Annotated in this window: 21 protein-coding genes; 11 read left to right on the forward strand and 10 right to left on the reverse strand. The window is 40.9% G+C overall.

The features are described 5' to 3' along the window. Nucleotides 1-6: 6 nt before the first annotated feature. From LEP1GSC185_RS11460 to LEP1GSC185_RS11490, 7 genes are all read left to right on the forward strand, one after another. A complete protein-coding gene (locus LEP1GSC185_RS11460) occupies nucleotides 7-492 on the forward strand; it encodes a hypothetical protein (protein WP_232298390.1) in 486 nt (161 codons plus the stop codon). Between the two features lie 79 nt (nucleotides 493-571). Next, nucleotides 572-1189, forward strand: a complete 618-nt coding sequence (locus LEP1GSC185_RS11465; RefSeq protein WP_008588785.1) for a MotA/TolQ/ExbB proton channel family protein — start codon at nucleotides 572-574, stop codon at nucleotides 1187-1189. 27 nt (nucleotides 1190-1216) lie between these two features. Further along, nucleotides 1217-1621: an ExbD/TolR family protein gene (locus tag LEP1GSC185_RS11470; protein WP_008588965.1), complete on the forward strand. Its 405-nt coding sequence runs from the start codon at nucleotides 1217-1219 to the stop codon at nucleotides 1619-1621. Nucleotides 1622-1630: 9 nt separating this feature from the next. Continuing rightward, on the forward strand, nucleotides 1631-2287 hold the full coding sequence (locus LEP1GSC185_RS11475; RefSeq protein WP_008588898.1) for an energy transducer TonB: 657 nt from the start codon (nucleotides 1631-1633) through the stop codon (nucleotides 2285-2287). 144 nt (nucleotides 2288-2431) lie between these two features. Next, on the forward strand, nucleotides 2432-3010 hold the full coding sequence (locus LEP1GSC185_RS11480; RefSeq protein ID WP_008589243.1) for a hypothetical protein: 579 nt from the start codon (nucleotides 2432-2434) through the stop codon (nucleotides 3008-3010). Between the two features lie 158 nt (nucleotides 3011-3168). Next, on the forward strand, nucleotides 3169-3621 hold the full coding sequence (locus LEP1GSC185_RS11485) for an LIC_20196 family exoprotein (RefSeq protein WP_008588787.1): 453 nt from the start codon (nucleotides 3169-3171) through the stop codon (nucleotides 3619-3621). Nucleotides 3622-3632: 11 nt separating this feature from the next. Continuing rightward, nucleotides 3633-6032 carry a C1 family peptidase gene (locus LEP1GSC185_RS11490; RefSeq protein ID WP_008588987.1) on the forward strand — a complete coding sequence of 800 codons (2400 nt, stop codon included), beginning with the start codon at nucleotides 3633-3635 and terminating at the stop codon, nucleotides 6030-6032. A 177-nt stretch (nucleotides 6033-6209) separates the two neighbouring features. On the opposite strand, the gene LEP1GSC185_RS11495 is transcribed toward LEP1GSC185_RS11490, so the two are convergent. The 6 genes from LEP1GSC185_RS11495 to LEP1GSC185_RS11520 are packed head-to-tail and all read right to left on the reverse strand — an operon-like array spanning nucleotide 6210 to nucleotide 13433. Then, entirely contained in the window at nucleotides 6210-7583 is a 1374-nt protein-coding gene (locus tag LEP1GSC185_RS11495; RefSeq protein WP_008589217.1) for an EAL domain-containing protein, read from the reverse strand. Nucleotides 7584-7637: 54 nt separating this feature from the next. After that, a complete protein-coding gene (locus tag LEP1GSC185_RS11500) occupies nucleotides 7638-9068 on the reverse strand; it encodes a UTP--glucose-1-phosphate uridylyltransferase (protein ID WP_008589061.1) in 1431 nt (476 codons plus the stop codon). After that, nucleotides 9056-9463 (reverse strand): hypothetical protein, encoded by a 408-nt coding sequence (locus LEP1GSC185_RS11505; RefSeq protein WP_008588859.1) that lies wholly within the window; start codon nucleotides 9461-9463, stop codon nucleotides 9056-9058. Before LEP1GSC185_RS11505 ends, LEP1GSC185_RS11500 begins: the two co-directional genes overlap by 13 nt. 48 nt (nucleotides 9464-9511) lie before the next feature. After that, nucleotides 9512-10057: a CsgG/HfaB family protein gene (locus LEP1GSC185_RS11510; protein WP_232298389.1), complete on the reverse strand. Its 546-nt coding sequence runs from the start codon at nucleotides 10055-10057 to the stop codon at nucleotides 9512-9514. Between the two features lie 13 nt (nucleotides 10058-10070). Beyond that, nucleotides 10071-12212, reverse strand: a complete 2142-nt coding sequence (locus LEP1GSC185_RS11515) for a 7TM diverse intracellular signaling domain-containing protein (protein WP_008589080.1) — start codon at nucleotides 12210-12212, stop codon at nucleotides 10071-10073. Between the two features lie 24 nt (nucleotides 12213-12236). Then, a complete protein-coding gene (locus LEP1GSC185_RS11520; RefSeq protein ID WP_008588903.1) occupies nucleotides 12237-13433 on the reverse strand; it encodes a TraB/GumN family protein in 1197 nt (398 codons plus the stop codon). Between the two features lie 211 nt (nucleotides 13434-13644). Between LEP1GSC185_RS11520 and LEP1GSC185_RS11525 the strand changes: the two genes are divergently transcribed. From LEP1GSC185_RS11525 to LEP1GSC185_RS11540, 4 genes are all read left to right on the forward strand, one after another. Further along, nucleotides 13645-14151 (forward strand): chemotaxis protein CheD, encoded by a 507-nt coding sequence (locus LEP1GSC185_RS11525; protein ID WP_008588852.1) that lies wholly within the window; start codon nucleotides 13645-13647, stop codon nucleotides 14149-14151. A 4-nt stretch (nucleotides 14152-14155) separates the two neighbouring features. Next, on the forward strand, nucleotides 14156-15007 hold the full coding sequence (locus tag LEP1GSC185_RS11530; RefSeq protein WP_008588758.1) for an HDOD domain-containing protein: 852 nt from the start codon (nucleotides 14156-14158) through the stop codon (nucleotides 15005-15007). Continuing rightward, complete coding sequence (locus tag LEP1GSC185_RS11535) at nucleotides 15004-15543, forward strand: shikimate kinase (RefSeq protein ID WP_008589224.1); 540 nt, start codon at nucleotides 15004-15006, stop codon at nucleotides 15541-15543. Before LEP1GSC185_RS11530 ends, LEP1GSC185_RS11535 begins: the two co-directional genes overlap by 4 nt. 294 nt (nucleotides 15544-15837) lie before the next feature. Next, nucleotides 15838-16731: a tyrosine-type recombinase/integrase gene (locus LEP1GSC185_RS11540; protein WP_008588811.1), complete on the forward strand. Its 894-nt coding sequence runs from the start codon at nucleotides 15838-15840 to the stop codon at nucleotides 16729-16731. A gap of 4 nt (nucleotides 16732-16735) precedes the next feature. Here LEP1GSC185_RS11540 and LEP1GSC185_RS11545 read toward each other — a convergent pair whose 3' ends face one another. The 4 genes from LEP1GSC185_RS11545 to LEP1GSC185_RS11560 are packed head-to-tail and all read right to left on the reverse strand — an operon-like array spanning nucleotide 16736 to nucleotide 20946. Then, nucleotides 16736-18148: an MFS transporter gene (locus tag LEP1GSC185_RS11545; protein WP_008596782.1), complete on the reverse strand. Its 1413-nt coding sequence runs from the start codon at nucleotides 18146-18148 to the stop codon at nucleotides 16736-16738. A gap of 32 nt (nucleotides 18149-18180) precedes the next feature. Beyond that, complete coding sequence (locus LEP1GSC185_RS11550) at nucleotides 18181-19470, reverse strand: alanine racemase (protein WP_008588762.1); 1290 nt, start codon at nucleotides 19468-19470, stop codon at nucleotides 18181-18183. Between the two features lie 47 nt (nucleotides 19471-19517). Further along, nucleotides 19518-20138: a trimeric intracellular cation channel family protein gene (locus LEP1GSC185_RS11555; RefSeq protein ID WP_008588900.1), complete on the reverse strand. Its 621-nt coding sequence runs from the start codon at nucleotides 20136-20138 to the stop codon at nucleotides 19518-19520. Between the two features lies 1 nt (nucleotide 20139). Beyond that, on the reverse strand, nucleotides 20140-20946 hold the full coding sequence (locus LEP1GSC185_RS11560) for an SDR family oxidoreductase (protein WP_008588887.1): 807 nt from the start codon (nucleotides 20944-20946) through the stop codon (nucleotides 20140-20142). Nucleotides 20947-20954: the final 8 nt, after the last annotated feature.

Consider the following 20954-nt stretch of genomic DNA (forward strand, 5'->3'; position numbering starts at 1 on the left):
CGGAGTTTGGGAAAGGTATATACACACTGGTTCGGATTATTCTCCGCTCTAGTTATATTCTCATACTGTTCCCAATATTCTCCGGAGACGCCTAACGAAAGCACATTAGTCTTACAATCTCTCTTAAATTATTCCGCAAATCCATCCGCAGCATGTAAGTCCTCCATGCAAGAAACGGAAGATTGTTTAAAAACTTCCTCCGATTTAAACGGAAGCGGACAAGCCGAAATTTCAGGATTATTCTCCGGTGGAACCGCTAAGAGTTATGAATCTTATTGCAGCCAGTTATTGGCCCAAGAGCAGATGTCCGGTTTAAATTCCAAAACCCAAGAATGCATTTTTAACTGTAACGAGGCCTATTGGTCCAAGGTCGAATCCGAGAACGATTGTAGCGGAGAAGGTTCTGAACTACTTATTTCTAATTCCGGAGTAGAGACCCTGGGCTGCGTCAGAAATTGCAAAGAACTTTATTCGCCAGAACCAGAACATTAAGTCCGAAATTTCGGAACAAAAACGGAATGACTGGGATCGTATCAGACAAAAAAACAGAAATTAAGAAGGAACTAATAAAATGAGTTTTGAAAATGCTATCGGGTACATGGAAACGGCAATCTTTGTGATCATGGCGATCGCGAGTGTTCTTGCAGTAGCTGTTGTAGTAGAAAGAGCGATCATATTCGTTAAAAATACGAAAGACTCCGCCTTCGTATTGCCTGAAATCATCCAAACCGCAAGAAAGGGAGATCTTTCCGGAGCTCCTAAATTTTCAGAAAATTATCCGGAGAATGTGTATGCAAGATTCGCTGACTTCTCCTCCGAACATTCCAAAGGCGGAAAAGAAAGCCTGGGCGAATTGATGGAAGGAAAAATGATCGGAGAAAGAGTCGGCTTCGAGACAAGACTCTCCATTCTAAACACATTGGGAAATAACGCTCCATTTATCGGACTATTGGGAACGGTATTCGGAGTAATCAGCGCATTCTATAAATTAGGGACTCTGGGAAACGCTGCAGGAGAAGTGGTAATGAGAACCATTTCACAAGCGTTACTCGCAACTGCTGTAGGTCTTGCAGTCGCAATTCCAGTAGTAATGGCAAATAACTACTTCACCAGAAAATTGAAAATCATCCAATCTAATCTGGAAATTCTTTCTAAAGAGTTTTTAGCAAGTCTGTCCCGGAAAGGTTAAACAGAGGATTTCTAGAAAGGAGAATATATGGCAGGTCAAAGTTCTTCCGGCGACGGAGAAGAAATCGGCAGTATTAATATCACTCCGATGGTGGACGTTATTTTAGTTCTATTGGTGATCTTTATGGTTACTGCAAACTTTTTAAAAAAAGAATCCATCAATATCAATCTTCCTAAAGCGGACGCAGTGGATGCGAATTTAGCTAAAACCGTTCAAGTAGCATTGTCTAAAGACGGAAAAATTTTCTTAGAAGGGAACGAAACAGATTTCCCAAGACTCGAAGCTCAATTGCAGCGAGAAGCCAAGATCCGCCCGAACATGAGGATCACGTTATCCGCTGATTCTTCCCTTCCTTACGGCAAAATAGCGGAGACTATGGGAAAGATCAAAAAGGCCGGCGTGCACCAAATCGCATTATCCGTTAAAAGGTGATCCGGAGAAATGAACCCTACTCTGGAAAAAGTAAAGACTGACGTAATCCAAAAACTCAAAGAACTTTCTCTTTGGGAGATTTGTGTTTACGGATCACTTGCTTTTCACCTATTTCTGTTCTTAACATATTACTACGTCACTCACAAAGAAAAAGAATTCGTAGATTCAGAACAATTGGAGATGAACGTAGAAGTTGATATCCAAGATATTCCTCCTGAATTGATCGGAGGAGAAACTTCTCCCACTCATAAAGATCCGAACGAATGGGTAGAAGGTTCTAACGAAGAGGGAAAAGACCCGGATCCGAATGAGATCAAAGAGAACGAGATCAGCGGGGAAGGTACCGACAAAGACGGATTCCTATTCGCTTTTTACGGAGACAAGGCCCCTACTCCTATCATCGACTTTTCTTTGAGAGATTATTTTCCGGAGAATGCTCGAGCACAAGGGATCTCTGACGCAATGATCTACTTGGAAGTGCAAGTGGATGAGAAAGGAAATCTGATCAATGCAAAGGTGATCAAATCTTCCATTCGAGGATACGGTTTCGAAGAGGCAGCAGTCAAAGTAATACGACTGGCTCGTTGGAGTCCCGGTTACGCCAAAGGAAGACCCACTCGTATGAACCACAGAGTTCCGGTCCATTTCGAGCTGGACGATAACTAATCTTGACGTTCTAAACCGCCTAAATATTTCCATATTTTACACATAGGAAATATTTTTCCGAGTAAGATTCCTTAAATATTCAAGGTTGTTTTATAAGAATATAGCTGCGGTTTTCTTCCTAGTCCTCGTCCATTGTAACTATAGATGGAATCCGGAGCTTGGAAATTCTTTCTGACAGGCGTAATAACCAGTCTGATCATAATGTTCTTCTTTTCTCATTCCGACCCGGGAATGATCCAAGCGGAGAAGGATGTTCCTAAAGAAAACTTAGTTATAGCGGATAAACAAAAAACCGTTTCCGTTCAGTCAGTTTTTGTTGGCAAACAAAGCTTCTTATATTTCGGATCTCTAGACTCTTCCAAAAACGATTTAGATCAAGTGGAGAAGTTCCTAAACTGGTTCGATATATCCGCACCAGGGGATTCACAATTCGTATTTATCAGTTTAACTCCCGAAAAAGACTCATACAATGATCTAAAGCTTAGATTCGGTAAACTGACTGATAAGATAGTTTTACTCCAACCTACAAACTCAAGCGCCGCATTAGAACTAGCTAGAGCTTTCGGGATCCAAGCTTATATCCAACCTGAAAGTGGAAATGTGAAGCACAAGACTGCACTTATCTGGGTGGATGATTCTCCTAAGATCAGAGGGATCTTTCCTAAAATTCCTGAAAAACCGGACTCTATAGATCTACCTTCCCTACTTGTCAGAGCAAAATAAGTTCCCGAAAATCCTTTAAAACGCCTCTTTCTATAAATTATTTTCCAAAAATTGGAATATTCTAGATTACTTTTTAAAAGGAAAATTCTTGAAAAAGCCCCCGGATCAGAAGTAGAGTAGAAAGCCGCGTTAACAAATTGTTTCCGGAGTCATTCCAAATGCAGAGACGTTTCGTATCGGTCCTATTCGTACTGATCCTATTATTCATTTCGCCAATTTCAGCATTAACACCTCCTCCTAGCCTGGAATCTCAGGTGAATTCTTCCGACTTTATCGCTTTGGCAAAACTTTCCAACGTAAAAGAAAGTAAGATCTCTTCCAATTCCATATCCGTAACAGCGAATGTGGAAATCCTTAAATCCCTGAAGGGAGGCAAGGAACTCCCACAGAAATTCGATATCGCATTTCTGATCTTTCCCGAATTATTCGGAAAATGGCTAAAGGCTGCTCCACAAGAAGGAGAATATATACTTTTTTTAATTAAGAAAAAGGTAAAGGACAGCAAGGGAACGGAATCCGAGATCATCGGCCTATACGAGCCCCATCCTTACGCTTTCAGAGAATACAACAAACAACTAGAAGAAAACATTTTATCTTTAATTAAGAACTAAAGGACAAATAGATGAAACCGAACTTACGTTTATTATCCGCTCTATTACTTTTACTCTCTACAACCGGTCTATTCTCCCAAACCCCTCCCGGCCTGGGAATGAAACAAGAACCTGCGGAACTTTTGGCTTCCCTTAAAGAAGCGAATCCAAATCGGATCTCTCACAGAGGGCTCTCTTCTTCTGTGGATCTATCCCAATACATGCCTCCAGTAGGAGACCAGGGCCAACAGAGTTCTTGTGTGGCTTGGTCTACTGCTTACGCCACTAAGTCTTTTCAGGAATATATGGAAAGAAAGGACAGAGGTTGGAAATTGAGCGATCCTTCGGGTACTCCAAACTACTCCAATATTTTTTCACCTGCCTTCATCTATAACCAGATCAATGGAGGAAGAGATAACGGTTCATTGATCTCAGATGCGATGAGATTGGTAGTGGAAAAAGGAGCCGCCCCTTGGTCTTCTATGCCATACAATGAAAGAGATTATTTGGCTCGCCCGCCTCAAGATGCATTTAATGTTGCTTCTTCTTATAAAGCAAAAGAGTTCTTAAGAGTTAGACAAACGGATCCAAACGAACTAAAAAACCAGCTCGCTCTCGGAAGGCCTGTTGTAGCGGGGATTCTAGTTTACGAAAACTTTATGAGCTTAAAAGGAAAAGAAGTATATAAAGAAGGAGTCGGGAAAACCTACGGAGGACACGCGATCGCGATCGTAGGTTACGATGATTCCAAAGGTGCGTTCAAGTTTATCAACTCCTGGTCCACTCAATGGGGAGATAATGGTTACGGTTATATAGATTACAGATGGTTCACCAAGGTTTGCCAATCCGCTTTCGTTCTTGTGGATGATGTGACACCCGCAACTACAACGAACACAACCACTACTACACCTTCTACGGATGTAAAACCTGTACCTCCTGAAAAAGTAAAGCCGACCGCTCCCAAAGAGATCGCGGCTACCCAAGGTTCTTTTTCGGATAAGGTAGTGTTGACCTGGGCCTCCGTTCCACTCGCGATCGGATACGAGATCCACAGAAAGGGCCCCGGAGATTCTTCCTTTTCTAAGGTTGGACTTTCGCAAACAAACGGATTTACGGACGACGGGATCCAAAAGGATATTGCCTACTCATATAAAGTTGCAACTTTAACGGATACTGATTCTTCCGATCTATCCGATGGAGAAGCAATCGGATATGCAAAAACGGAAGAGGCAAAAGCTCCGCCGAAAGTAGTGGGAGTTAAGGCAAGCCAAGGGCAATATCCGAATAAGATCGATCTAGTTTGGGAGTCTATTAGCGGTGTTACAGATTACTATGTATACAAGTGGAACTCCAACCAGAAAAAATATCTATCCGTCGGAAGAGTGAAAAATACGAACTACACTGACAATGCGGCCGCCAAGAATGGAGTAACTGAATTTTATGTAATCGCCGCAATCAGCAACGGCAAAACCGGGGATGCCTCCGATGCAGCTTCAGGTTATACTATGAAGTCGGAAGCGAAACCTCCTAAACCTTTCGGACTTACCGCTACAAAAGGATTATATAATAGTAAAATAGAAGTTCAATGGCAAAAGGTTTCAGGAGCTTCTAAATATCTGGTCTATCGTTACGATGTAAGCGGACTTTTTGGTGGAGGCGCTTGGTCCAAAGTTGGAGAAGAGGCAAAAGAAGCATTCATTGACGAAAAGTTAAATGGTCAATATGCATTCTATGCAGTCGCGGCAGTGAATAAGGACGGACAATCCGGACCGTTCTCCGATTACGCGTATGGATATATAGATCCAAACAAACATAGGGCGGCAAAACTTCCTAGTCCTACAAACCTAAAGGGAGCGCTCGACACCAAGACCGGAAAAATTTCCTTAAAATGGGACTCCGTAAAAGGAGCCAATGAATACTATGTGTATCGCAAAAAAAGAGGAGCTTCTTCTTGGGATTTCATTTCAGGGACCAATGAAAAGACTACCAATTTTACTGCAGATGTTCCCGAAAAAGAAATTTTGTATCTGTATTCGGTGACTTCCAAAACGGATCTGGGAGGAGAAAGCGATAAGGCCACACCGGTTTCCGCAGTACTTTCCCAAGCAAAACCAGCTAAGGTAATGCGCTCATTCGGAGGAGATTCTAGTTTAGAAAAATTTAAAGGACCTTGGACTGCGATGTCATGGGACGGCTCCAAAGGTGTAAACCAAGTTCTGCTCGAAATTGAAAGCCAAGATAATGTGAATTATGTTGTGAAGTTCAATAAACAGAAAATTTTCGAAGGGAGATATGTGGAAAACAGCCCTATCATCGATAAGGAAGGCAAATTCCGAATTGAGATCGAAAACGCCGGGGATGCTTTGCAGGTTACTTTGAAAGATAACGGGATCATCAATCAAAAAGCGACCCTGAACTTTTTGAAAGAGTAACCAAGGCAACTCTCAATACGAAACGCGTGTAGGAACTCCTACACGTGAAATCGATAAAAGATCTGCTTGATCTTTTATCGATTTGTGATAAGGCAATTCTGTCAAAGTGGGTACCACCGACCAGCCCCCACCCAGAACAAGGGTGGGGCACCCTTCCTCTGTTGGAGTTCCTATAAACTAAAATAAATCTACATCTTTAGCTAGAACGAAAATATTTCCGACTTCTTTCAATCTTTGAGTAAGCTCGGACGAACTCAGGATCTTAGTGACTGCGGTCTCCGGAAGTTTTTGCATTTCTTTAAAACGTTCTTGGTAGTCTTGGATCCAGATCTTTTTACAGAATAGATTGGCTTGGAAATAATACACTTGGTGGGTGATCAAGAAGTTTAAAGAATCAATATCTTCTAATGCTTCCGCAGTGATGATCGCTTCCCTGTTATCGGAAAGTCTTCTACAATAATCTATGAATGCGAGATTGTCCAAAAACTTGGTCAAGTCCTGGTCTGCTTTGAATTTAAAACTGATAGGATCCAGTTTGAATTCTTTGATCATCTCTCCCAGGTCCAAGACTACCTGGTGGCTTTGGCTTTTTACTCCGAAGTCGTCAGCGGCGAAACTGATCCCAAAATTCCAGAACCTTCTACATACGGACTTGAGAGTTGCCTCTCCTTCTTCATACGGTTTTTCGATCAGCTCCATACGTACATTTTGAGGATTCAGGTTTTGTTTCAGAAGAAGTTCATGAAAGCGAGTGACTTTTTCGTCCGTATCGAACGTATCAATAAGAGTTTGAGGAGAAATATTAAATTTCAGAAGTCCGGGAGAACCGTTGCAGGACATGATCAACTTTTCTAAGATCAAAAGTTCTATCCTGTTCAGGTCTTGGTCGTGAGGAATGTCTCGGATCAAATCCGCATATCCGGCATAAGCCTCTCCACCTACGAAAACTTCTCCACCTTTCATAGAGAAAGTATGGTCCCTATGATTATAATGAATGATCGGCTGGATAACCGCATCAGCACGTTCGCTCGCAAAGTAATCGTTTACACGATTTAGATAAGTCCAACTCCAACGAACTAGATTGTCCTTTAGATTCTTTAAAGAAGAAGTTTCCAGTTCTCGGAAGATCTCTTCTACATAGGAAATAAAATTACACTGAGTCCTACCGATCCCGAAATCAAAATTAAGAGTCCCGGTTCGGATCGCTTGGTCATGGAACCTACCCATGGCAGCATCAAAATTAGCAAGGCTGATCGGTCCTGAATTATCTAAAGGAGAAACGCCGATCAGCAGATTTTTTTTATCACCGTAAGCATAGTAACGAAATAGTTCACGATGAGAAGGCTCTATATCTGCGATCCTTTGAGGGATCAATTGTATGAATTCTACTAGGGAAACTGTGGAAATATTTTGAAATCTAAGGAGGAAGATTGGCTTTCCTCGATTTTCATTGATGAATACCGTCTTAAACTGTTCTAGATCCCCCATGTCAAAGGATCTTAATTTTAAGTTATAAGCATCGGTCATTTCGTTTGCGACATTAATCGGCATAGGGTGAGCTTACGATTCGCAAGCCCGTGGACTGGATTTTAAACGACTGTTGTTTTATGTAAAGCGGAAACGTAAACTATCGTTCGAGATTCGGTCCACACCTAATTCGGACAATTTTCTTTGTCCTGGTCCGGGGTTTGTTAATATAACATCTCCCTCTAGAATTACTTTCTTATCAAACAAAATATCTCCTTCTACTTTCAAGGAGGTGCAGCGCACTAAAGAAGGAATGGCTTGTACACGATCGGTAAAATCTTTTACCTTCTTATAATAAGTTTCATCTAAAGAGATAACTAGTTCTCCTAAACCTGCCTTCTTTCTTTCTTCCGACATAGTTACTGAAAAATCAGGATTCAAAGAATAGGCATCGGAACGTCTGACTAGATAGTCCTCACATTTTTTTACTGGAGCAAAACGATCTCTTGGAATGATGAGTCCTTTTGTATTAGAGAAGTTTTGGATGGCGGACCCCATTGCAGTTTCTAGCTGTAGGACCTCCTTCCCTTCTACCTTTTTGGGGTTTACAATCAACGATAGTTTGAAGGAGCCTGCGAGTAATTTTTCTTTTAAGACATCCAATCTGATCCAAAGATTATTAGTGGAGAATGTTCTAAATTTACCTAAACCTTCGAACTCGTGCATGTGATCAGAAGGCACCTGAGCGGTTTCTAATAATTGTAAGTTCTTTTTTTCTCCACCTACAACTCTTCTGAAAATTGCGCCGCCTTTTTTGTCAGCGAGCGTTTTAGGAGTCATCTCCATACAGAAGTCCAGATTTTCTTTCAGAATATATTCTAATATTCCCGGATGAACAGTTGCACCTAAATTATCTCCGTTAGAAACGAAAGCTACCTTGTATCCATTTTCTATAAGTCGGTCCAAGAGTCCTGTTTCCAAAAGTGTGAACCAAATATCTCCATGGCCTGGAGGACACCATTCTTCCGAATTGTTTTTGGAAATTTCCAAAGGTTTCAGTTCAGGAATAACCAGTCTCGGCACCTTATGTTGCAGGAAGCTTGTAGGATAACTTTGGGAAAATTTGATTTTTTTGAGCTCTTCTTGGCTTTCATCTTGGGTACTAAAACTATCCATCAAGATGAGAGGGACCTCGAGATTGTATTTTTGTCGGATGTATTCTATCTGTCTGCAGACTACTTCTAAGAAGCTCATTCCATCTTTGATCTCTATCAAAGATTTTGGCCCGGAAAGCCCCATGCTGGTCCCAAGGCCTCCGTTTAATTTGATCACCACTAATTCTTTTAAAAATTTAGGATCTCCCGAATATTCGGACTCTATTTTTTCTAGAGAGATCTCATCCTGGTTCGGATCCAGGTCCCCTACTTCTTCCCATTTTACGATCCCAGTCTCACCGTTTCGAACTTCCTGGATCTTGGAAATAAAATCGGAAATGAATTCTTGAGAGAGTCCTTCCCTCAACATTTTTTCTCTGACTAATTTTTCGGATTCTGCAATTATCGGATCCATCTTATAATTCCTTTCGCATCGTACATTTCGTCAAACTCACCCAATTCGATCGTATATTTTTCATCTTTGGAAGTAGGATCATAGATTAGTTTTAATTTTACTTCTCTTCCGCTATCATCTTTTTTTACGGGTTTTTCATTCTGCTCCGCATACAAAGGAAGGAAGACTGAATACGAATAGATATACACCGATTTTTTGGAGTTTTTCCTATAATACAAAACTCCTTTTTCGGCAAGATCACGTTTTAGGATCTTTGTATAAGGGACCGGGAATGCCTTGTTCCAAGTAGAAAGAAGTATCTTGTCCATCTCGGAATGTTTAGGCACCTCCGAATACAAATTCGTTACGGAAAAAAGAAAAATGCAGAATACTAGGAAACGAAAGATGACTTTCATAAACTTACAGACAGAATAAGAACCAGTAAGTATTCTTCAAGTAATTACTTATTTAACGGATTCCTTATATTTAGAATACGTCTCGTTATCTGAATCGAAGACTATATCCGCAGTGGCGCAGATCACTCCACCCAAAGAAACGATCCTGATATTCAGCAAAAACTCCTGATCCTGGAAGACCAACTGTCCTAGGGCAAGATACTCCGCTCCGGAAAGTTTTCCTATGGAAACAATCTGATCGTTTAGCACAAGCCCACTTGCTTGGAAGTCCTGTTCCCCTACGACCCGGTTCAACCTATCTCTTTCCAATAATTGGAACGTTTTTGGGTCGAATAATTCTTTTCCGAGCCGATCGGTAATCAGTCTTCCTAATTGTGAATTGGTCCCATCTTCGTTGATTATATTCAAGATTGCAAGTCTTGCAGGAAGTTTGCCTCCTTGCGCTTTAAGAGAAGCCAAAAATTGATATCTTAGCTCGGAGGCAATCGTTGCCACTCCCGCATTCGGATCCTTCGCTTTCTTTCTAACTTCTCCGGAAGACATGCATGAACCCAATAATAATATAAGAGCCAATAGGAAGATCCGTATTTTCATTTTCCGACCTATATTAAAAATATTTAACTAATGTGACTTGATTTCCAGTGCTATTGAATTTCACCAGATCGAATGTTGCCAAAGTAAGAGTAAGCCCTCGGCCATGAGTGATCCCTTCCGAATTCAATTTTTCCATACTACTTTTTTGTAACCTGGCATGGTTGAATCCTTTTCCCTCGTCGGTGATCCTGACACCGATCCTATCTCTGGAAAGAGAATATTCCACTTTTACTTTTTTGGATTTATAATAAGGATCCTTCTGCCTTTCTTGAACGAACCTGAAATAATTCCCTTCCGACATTGCCCTTGTCTTTTCTTCAAAGCTTATATTCAAATTTCCATGCTCTATCGCATTGATGATCATTTCTCGGAGACAATTTCTCATTGCGATGATCGAACCCGGATCCGCAAATCTATGTAAATTTGCAGTCATTCGTTGGCTTAAAAGTTCCGCATTCTGAAGGTAATTATTCGCGGAATAGACAGTCTTCTCATCGTCAACATATCTGGACATTAAGTCTTGGTCAGGTTCGTAGGCCCTGCCTAAAATTTCCCTTTGTCCTTCGTATTCCAAGATCTGAAATTGCACCTGTAACTCTTTCGGTTCTCTCAAATATTTTTGTAAAAATTCCCCAAGGAATCGGACCGGTTTTCCTTCGGAGGCAAGTTCCTCCAGTTTTTCCAATACGTATAATTTTTTATATGCGTCTTGTAATTCTCCCGCCTTGTATATCAGCTCCATAAAGTTTTTGCCGATCACTTCTTGCGGTTTGAAGCCTATATGTTTGGATACGGATCTATTCGCAGCGAGTATATTCCAGTTCTGATCCAAGGAAAATAAAAAGTCCTCCTCTACTTCGAATAAACTTCTATACTTTGCTTCGGATTCTTCCGCGTAGTTTCGAATATTTCCGAGTTCTTCGACTCTTTGTTTCAATTGATCGGACAATCTTTTGATCCTATCTGCGAGACCCAAAGATAGAAGACTCACTTCCATCACCGAACCGACTTGTATTCCCCATAAGGTAAAAAAGTTATTCGGAAGTATTCCGAACGATTTTAAGCCGAATAGAAAACTAAAGAATAGAAAGGACGACCAAGCGAATAGAAAGTATTTTGCCTCCCTTCTTCCCGCCAATAAACATTGTACACCGTTGGAGATCAAAAATCCTAGAGTGAAGAACATGAGAACTAGGCTACTCATGATCGCAGTCCTATATTCCCAAATGAATAATGTGGAGATCATTCCCCCGAAACTGAGAGCAAAAAGTAGATAATATAGTCTGGCGGTTTTAGGAGTATATTCGGAAGCGTTCAAAAATGATCTGCTGAATGCGCCTGCTGCCAGAAGCACGGTAAAGATAGAGAAAGGCAGACTGTAGTTTCCCCATAAAACGGAACTTCTCCATAAATATTGAAAAGAAAGCCCGTTCAATGTAAATTGGAAAAGTATATAAGTTAATATATAAACAACGTAATATAGATAACTTTTGTCCTTGGTGGAAAATAATAAAAAAAGATTATAAACCACCATGATCAACATGGAACCGTAATATAGTCCTAAGGCAAGTTGCTCGGTGGAAGTATGTTCTATAAATTCGTTTTTAGAAAAAGCCAGAAAAGGTAATAAAATGGAACTGGAGCTAGCGATCCTAAAATAGATCTCTCTTTTGGAACCAGGCTCATCCGAAAATGGATACGCAAAATTCCGATGTTCGATCGGACGAGTGCCGAATTCCCTAAGATCTCCGGAATAATTGATCGCATAATCGGAAGTCCTTCCGGCATACAGATCCACAAAATCCAAAAGAGCATAATCAATTTCTAAGACCCAATCTACAACTTTGTTAGTTTGATTTTCCGTACGAAGACGGACCCAAATTGCGGATTTAGAATATCCTAAACTGTTTTGGAAGATCTTTTCAGAGCCTCCCTGGTCGAAAATTTTTAATACTTCTTTAAAAGATTTTTTGCCAGTCTCGTCTTGGTAAACGGAAAGATAAGGGAGAAGAGACACACCATCCATCTTCTCCTCTAAGAAGAAACGATCCTTTTTTTCATAGACCTGAGCTTCTCCCCATATCTGAAAAGAGAAGAAGATCATCAAAAGAAAACTAGAGAAGATTATAGATCGAGTCTTGATTTTCTTTCGCATTCGGCTACAGATCGTACGCAAATTTTAGAAAAAAGCGCCTACAAATTTCAATATTTTATCAAAAATCTGTTTAGATACTATAAAAGTACCAATGCTACTTCCTATTTGAGGAAGCATAAATACTAAAAAGATACGAGTTACCTTATTCTTCCAATATCCGCTGAAAGTTTCAGTATCTTCTCCCAATCTTTCGAAATCCTCTACCAAAGGTTTTCTAAACCAAGATTCGGATAACGCAGCTACCCAACCAGGTTTGATGATCGGATTAAAATTTCCGATTGGAGCCGCAATAAATGCGAGAAGAATGGAAACTGGGTGCGCAAGAGCGATGATCGCGCCGATCGCGGCAAGAGTTCCTTTTACCAAGATCCACCTGATCAAAAATTCCTGACCTTCTTCTTTTCCTCCAAACCAATACAAAGCGGTAAAAGCGGAGATAATGATGGCGGGAAATAATAAAGGACGTATTCTGTCCCAGAATCCTTTTGTAGGTTGGATATCCAAATGATCGATATCCTTGTCCTCTATTATATGTTTTACGATACCTTCTAAATGCCCTGCGCCGACTACTGCGAAAATTTTCTTACCTACTGCGGCTTGTTGTCTGATCCTTTGCGCTAAGTATGCATCCCTTTCGTCTATGATCACATTTTTGACCGACTGGTATCTGGAAGGAAGTTGAGAGAATAGATCTTTGAGTACATCGTCGGATTTCATCTCTTCTATTTTTTCGGGAGAGATCTCTTCCTTAACGATAAGAGAACTTACCAAAGTGGAGAATAACATCATTCTACTCCAGAAGCCGACGTTCCACCATGCCCTTTTGAGAGTGGTGGAGATCTCACGGTCAACCGGCACGATCTTAGCGTGGATCTTATTTCCTTCTTCGATCGCTTTTCTCATCTCGTCCCCGGGACGAATGTTTCCGTAGCCTAGTTTTTTCTGGAAAGAAGAAAGGATCAGGCTGGAAAGAAGGAGCCACATCTTTCTTTCCTTAAACACTTTGAAAATATCCAATTTTTTCCAATGATCCGGGTCCTGAACGGATCTCATTCTGGAAGCACAAAGTTCCACACAGACCGTGTCCGGTTTTTCTTCTTGGATAATTCTGGAAACTTCATCTATACTTTTTTGGCTAATATGAGCCGTTCCCAAAATGGTGATCTGGGAACCGTTTAATTCCAAGGTGCGGATCGGTTCTGAGGAGGCGATTGTTTGCAAGAGGGTCGATTTCCTTTCTTTACATACAGTTTCCTTTACGCTGGATGATATGAAACTCTATTTTTCCAAAAAGAGTGGGAATTCCTACTGGAATTTTAGAAGGTTAAATCGTCACATAATTCGATCCCGGCCCGGTCAAATTTTCGGGAAAAAAGATTTGAAGGAACTTGGATGATCCTAAAATACTACCCGGTTATTACTGACAGAAAGTATGCTCAATAAAGACGTAAAAATTATAAACGTCGGGATCGCGGATATCCAAGGAGGCCAGTCTCCTTCTATGATCCGCACCACATTAGGTTCCTGTATCGGAGTCGTTTTTTATTCTCCGGAAAAAAAGGTAGGAGCTATGGCCCATATCATGCTGGCCAAAGATCCTTCCGGAAAAGATTCCTCCAAAAATCCCCATAAATACGCAGAAACTGCTCTTCCGGAATTGGTAAAAAGAATGGCGGAGTTAGGCTGTAATAAGGGAGAATATTTCGCTCGTCTATTCGGAGGAGCTTCCATGTTCAAGGGAATGAACTCCAGTTTCCTTCAGAACATCGGGGACTTGAATGTAAGTGTCGCAAAAGAATTTTTAGATAAAGAAAAAATAACGTTACTCGTAGAAGATGTCGGCGGCCATGAAGGCAGAACGATCAGTCTCTATTTGGATGATGGCAGGATCCTTTTAAAGAAGGGCGGATTCGAAAAGTACCTTTACAAGGTCAGGTAACGGAATGAAAGAAAAGATAGATCAACTTTTTGAAAACGAGGCCCAGCTTCCTAAAATCTCCTCCGTAGTTAGTAAAGTAATGGAGATGGTAGGAAAACCGGATGTAGTCATAGCAGACCTTGCTAAGGAAATTTCCAAAGACCCTGGACTTACCGCTGCGGTTATAAAACTTTCCAATTCTGCATACTTTCGTCCTGCCAAACCGGTAAAAACCGTACAAGAGTCATTGATGACTCTCGGAATTAAGACCGTAAAAGAGATCATTCTACTGAACGAGACCAAAGGTATCCTAAAAAAAGAACTCAAAGGTTATCAAGTAGATGGAGAAGCTAATTGGCTTCATTCTTTGATCGTGGCAGAACTTGCTAAAAGAATCGCGGTCCAGAAAAAATTAAAAGTAGATAAGGACGTAGTGTTTACTGCCGGCCTACTTCATAATATAGGAAAAGTGATCCTTGCCGATTTTTTCCCAACCGTACTCATGCAATTCAGAACCGAATTACAAACCTATGAAGGACCTTATACTGATCTAGAGGCAAAGTTTTTCGGATACACTCACCAGGAAGCTGGAGCAAAACTTTTAGCTAAATGGAATTTTCCAGAGGAATTGATAGAAGTTGCCAGATATTATGCCGAGCCGGAAAAGGCCACTCAATTCCCCGAATTGGTTTCCGTCGTACATATCGCGAATTGTATCGTACTATTAGGCGGAATGGGAATTGACATAGGCGGTTTGAAAATTCCACTCTCTTCTAAAGCATTACAAAACGTAGGTGTGACAGAGGGAGATCTGCAAATGTACTACACTCTTTTACCGGAGATGGCTAAACATATCGAAGAGTTGATCTCGGTTTGAAAAACATAGCCTTGATCGGCCCTAGAGGTGTCGGAAAATCCAAAATCTCCCGTAAACTTTCCAAACTCACAGGCAAACCTGTAATCTCTACTGACATGATAGCTGTCTACCTGACAGGCGGAGTCTCCATCCCCGACTTCGTAAAATCGAATTCAGGAAATTGGAAACCTTTCCGCGACTTAGAATTCCAAATCCTAAAACAAATCTCAGGTTCTCAAAATCTGATCTTGGATTGTGGTGGCGGGATCTTATTCGATCAAGACGGATCGGGCAAGGAGATTGTAAGTGAAAGAAAGACAAATATACTAAAAGAAATCGCCTTTGTGATCTCTTTATCCAGAAAATCCGAATACTTGGTAGAGAAGATACAGAACGATCCGACTCGCCCTCCCTTAAGCTCCGTTCTCTCTTATAAAACGATTTTAGAATCCAGACTACCTCAATACAGGGCCCATTCGGATATCCAGATTGCCTTAGATGAACGCAGTACGGAAGAGGTTTGCGAGGAAATCCTACGCAGATCCGGCTGGGTCTAATACAAATAGGGCGTTCTGCCCTTTCCTTAAACGTCCAAATTTATAAGATATTACAAAAATCATAAATATCTTTACGACTTTCTAATGGAATTAGAATCTTCGTTATAACCGGATGAGAAAAAAATCATTCTAAAAAGTCCAACCCCGTTGTTGGAGCTCCAACAAATCGGGAAATTTACTAGAGATCGCGCACGTTGGAACTCCTACATCGCTGATCCATAGGATAAAGAGACCTTTTAGAACGTCCGGATACACAAAATATAAAAATGATACAGTTAGTACTAGAGGTCCGAGATGATAGATACGGAGGTCCCGAAGAAGAATAAGTCTTCCTTCGAGAAACTAGTAAAGGTAATTCGGCAAAGGAATTATAAAAAGGCAACCGAATACACTTACCTAAGATATAATTTGGACTTTCTTTTGTTCGCGGACAAACCCGCGGAAAAAGTAGTTACAAAGGATATCGAGAAGTACATAGAATATCTGAGGAAGAAGAAGGTTTCCTCTTCCACGATCCAGATAAACATTAGCTCTTTAAAAATGTTTTTTGAAGAAGTTCTGGATATGAACGTATTCGAAGACTTCAGAAGACCTGCAAGGGAATATAAAACCCCAAAGGTTCTCAGCCAAAAAGAGATTTCACTCCTTTTGGAGACCGCATCCGAGTCTCCTAGATCGCATCTTCTCTGCGCATTAGCCTATTATGGCGGTTTAAGAGTAGGAGAGATCATTCGTTTGAAATGGGGACAATTCGATCTTTCTAAAAAGACGATCAAAGTGGACTCCCCCATCCCAACCCAAAATAGAACCGTTTTGATGGATGGGGAATTACAAAAGATCTTGAAAAAGTTCGAAAAGGAAGTCGGCACCGAAAAGTCCTCTTATTTGTTCCCGGGCAAATACCAAGGCACTCATTTGACTTCCAGGAATGTAGAACGTTTGGTCGGAGATCTAGCAAAGTATGCAGGGATCAAAGCGCAAGTAACCCTATTCACTCTCAGACATAGCAGAGCGATCCATCAGTTGGCGGAAGGGAAAAGTTTGGAAGACATAAGGGAATTTTTAGGTCATAAAAGCCTTGCGACCACGGAAAGTTATCTTCCGATCCGCAAGAACCTAAGACCTCAGGTCAGACAAAAACATATCCAAGACGCTTTAAAGGAAATTAAGAGGAAATACAAGTATTAAAGACTTATCCGGCCGGTGTGCCGGAACTTCTTCTTTTTTGAATATTCTGTTTTCTTGATAGAAGTTCTCGGATCTTTGCGTGAACCTCGGAAGTGAGCCCCATTTTAGTAAAGATCAAAGAAGCAAAGACGAATAGACTTCCTACTACCGGTCCAAATAGTAGAGTTAATCTCCAGCCTAGTTCGGGGTCTTGAGTCTCGGCACCTGCTTGGTATCCTATCGCTTCCAATAAAAACCCTAAAAATGCAAACCCGATTGCCCTTATGATCTTGGTCGCCATTTTCCAAAATCCGAAATAGGCCCCTTCTCTTTTCTCTCCCGTAAGAAGTTCGTCGTAGTCCACAACATCGGCCACCAACGAATCGAAAAGTAGGATCGACCCTGCAAATATTCCGCCTAAAAATGCCGCAATCAAAGGAGCCTCGTAAGATCCTTGGGGCAGTATCGGATAAACAACGATAGTCAAAACTCCAAGTAAAAAACTTCCCCAAAACGCAGGACGCTTTTTCCCAAATTTTTTTGCTAAGTATATCCAAAGCGGAATGGAAATCGTAAGAAAGAATACGAAAGGAAGAAGAATACGTATCACCACTTGTGAATCCTCAAGCAATAATCTTTCTTTATAATACAAAAGTCCTAAAGAGGAATTCAAGGTCCTTGCGGCAGTCGCGACAACGAACGCCAGAAGTAAGGGCAGAAAATAACGATTTTTTAATATAAATGCTGCGGATTTTAAAAAAGACCGAACATTACCTTCCGCAGATCTATGCGTTGTTTCGGATCCTTTATAAGGGAAATCTTTACCTTTCGTAAAAGCATAAGAAAAATATGATACAAGACACAATACGACCCAAATACTTGCCGAAGAAAAGCTCCTTGAGCTAAATCCATCTTTGCCAAAAGAGATCCAAATAGCAGGAAGAAGTAAGCCCGACAAAAGGCCTAAATTGGCAAAAAATAATCTCCAACCGAAAATCCGATTTCTTTCACCTTCCGTAAAACTGATCTCCCCGCCCAGACTAATATGAGGAACTGCGATCATGGTCATAAACGTATTCGTGAAAAAGTAAGCAATTACCAGATACAAAAACTTTGATGTTTGGGATCCCAATTCCGGAGGAGTGAAAAGAAAAGTGGCGCCTAATCCAAGCAAAAATCCTCCGAATAAAATATAAGGCCTTCTTCTTCCGTTCGTAAAACTAGTTCGATCGGAAATATATCCCATAATAGGATCACTGATCGCGTCCCATAAGATCGCAATCAACATTGCCAAACCGAATAAAGACGGTTTTAATCCGACTGTAGAAACGTAGAAATCCAGAAGATAGATCTGGGCCATGGTTTCCACCGCAGTGATGCCTACTTCCGCGGAAGCGTAACCTGCCATGGTACTATTCGAAAGTGTCTTTTCTTTCATAGAACGGGGAGTATGTTTCCTGATTTTTTGCCTTAATTGATAAAAGTTTTCCAGACACCTATCAATTTGCCGGAACGGACCAAATGGATCTCCCCCATCTCTGCCATTACCTTTTCACTTTGAGTGGGTCTGAAAAATACATGATCGTCAGGCTCTAAAGACGTAGCTCTAGAGCCGTTTAATATACTTTGGTTGGTGCTTATACCGAATAAAGAATTGTCTTCGAGTCCTTTAGGAGATTCCTTTTTAGCGGAAAAAGCTCCTCCATAAATAAAATAAGTTAGCTCTTGGTTTGGATTCCAGATAGGGAATAGAAAGGATAAAGATTCCAAAAATGGGATTTGGGTCCCTTCTAATTGTTTTAAGACAGGTGTTGCGATATATACTGCAGGACTATGTTCTTCCAGACTTTCCACATCAAAGTCGGTTGGTTTCACCAAGGCAGAACCCAAGGACACATCGTTGACTACGCCCGGATTCTTTTGATAGAAACTGTATGTTTTACTTCCCCCTCCATTAAATACCAATTCCTTTCGGAATAAATTCGGGAATTTTTCTTTTCCTAGTTTTATGAAATCTGAATATTTCTCTAAGGAATTTTGAAGAGAACTTTCCATAGCGGAAATCTTATCTCCAAAGATCACCGGCACGGAAGCGACATGAGGTTCGTATCCCATATATCCGGAAAGTTCTAGATTTTTAGGATTTGTATGTAGGAGTTCCAACACGGCAAGAGAGCCCTCCGGTTTAGAAAATCCACCTCTATGCAATCCTATATCGATCTCTAAATTCAGTCTTAATTTTAGCTCCTTCTGCTTTGCAAATTCTAAGTATTGTTTGGCACGATCGGAAGTATCCACTAACCATTGTACATTTTGAAAATTCTCTTTTTTGGTCTTGGAGTATATATTCTCCAAAGCGGCGATAGGCATCGGCTTTCCCAAAAGAATATCGAATTTTTGGAATTCCGGGTCGTTCAATAACATAACGATGTCTCCGGAATGAAATACCATCAGCCTTTTAGAACCGGTAGCATCTACGATATACTTGAGTAGATCTATGGAAGGGAGAGACTTTACTACCACTCTATATGATAAAGGAGGTTTGATCTTTTGTTTCAAAAGTTTTAGATTAGAATCCAAACGATCTAAGTCTATAAGCACGATCGGTTTTCCGGGACCATGTTGTTTCAACTCTGCATTCAAACTTTTAAAATAAGAAGTATAAGCAGCTCCGTTATCTTTCGGTTTTATAAAAACGATGAGTAAAAGTGCGACCGCAAAAATCCAAAGTAATCCGTGATTAGACCCTTTTCTATACATCCTAGATGTTCCTCCGAAAAAACCAGATCGGACTTTGAGATATTAGACTATTCCGGCAAACGGAATTTAGGAAGAGAAAGATTAAATCGCACTGCGATCATTCGGACCAGTATCACGAGCAGAGCCGAAACTGTCGTATTTAAACTTCCGTTCACTTCATATCGGTCCAATACGATATACAAGATCGCACCTGCCAAACATGCAGTGGCATAAATTTCTCTTCGGAAAATCATCGGAACTTCGTTGATTAGAGTATCTCGGATCACTCCTCCGAATACCGCGGATACCATTCCTAAGATGGCGGCCGCAAACGGATTTACTCCGCTGAGTAAAGAGATCCTGGTTCCGATAACCGTATAGATCCCGATCCCGACCGTGTCGAAAAAAAAGATCCCGGTTTTCATTCGGATCAAGAATCTGGGAAATATAAATGTGATCGCAAAACCTAGAAAGATCGCCCAGAGAACGTTCGAATCGGAAACCCAAGAGACCGGATAGTTTCCAAGAGTGATATCTCTTAACGTTCCACCGCCTATTGCAGTGATAAATCCTGTAAAAAATACGCTAAATGCGTCTGCATGGTAGGTCTTTTTTTCCGCAGCGGCCAAGGCTCCGGACACCGCGAACACGGTAACCCCGGCCAAATTGAAAAAATAAGATAGATCCACCTTAATTCTTTTTGTAAATCATTTGTTTTTTCTTTCCCTTACCCATGAGAGAAGGACTGAGTAACGCATTCAAACCAGGAAGGAAACTTCCTACCTTAGCCAAAAATCCTCTGGAACCGGGGATCAGAACTTCCATAGGTTTATTCGGAATAACTTTGTTGAATATAATATCAGTCACTTCTTCGGTTTTAAGATACCTATTTCCGGAGAATGTCATGGATGCTTCTTCATAATCCTTTTGCAGATCAAGCATCGGAGTCTGGATCGCATCGGGACATACAACGCTTACGAATACTTTTTTAGGCCTTAACTCTTGTGCAACCGCAAGTGAGAATCCTCTGACTGCAAACTTTGATGTAGAATAAAGAGATATTCCGGGAATAGGGGCCACGCCGGCCAAAGATGCAATATTTATAATATGACCTCCTCCTTGTTTGATCATTCGGATAGAAGCTTCTCTGGTTCCGTACATCAGACCCTTAGCATTGATATCCATATGCCTGTCGATATCCTTAGGACTTACGTTTTCAATGTATCCGGGAAGAAGATACCCTGCAACATTCATTAGAATGTCTAGTTTGCCCCATTTTTTATAAGCGAGATCCATTACCTTCTTCCATTCGGAAGCCGAAGTCACATCTAACTTCGAAGTTAAAACTCTGTTCTTATCGAATTTTTGTTTAGTAACGTAATCTTTTAGAGCTTTTTCATTCAGATTGGTGAGAAGTATATTATGACCTAATGAATAGGCTTTCTCCACCAGATTTTTACCTAAACCGCCGCTTGCACCGGTGATGAGTATATTCATGTATATTT

Origin of the sequence: Leptospira licerasiae serovar Varillal str. VAR 010, assembly GCF_000244755.1 — a bacterium.
Classification (GTDB): Bacteria; Spirochaetota; Leptospiria; order Leptospirales; family Leptospiraceae; genus Leptospira_B; species Leptospira_B licerasiae.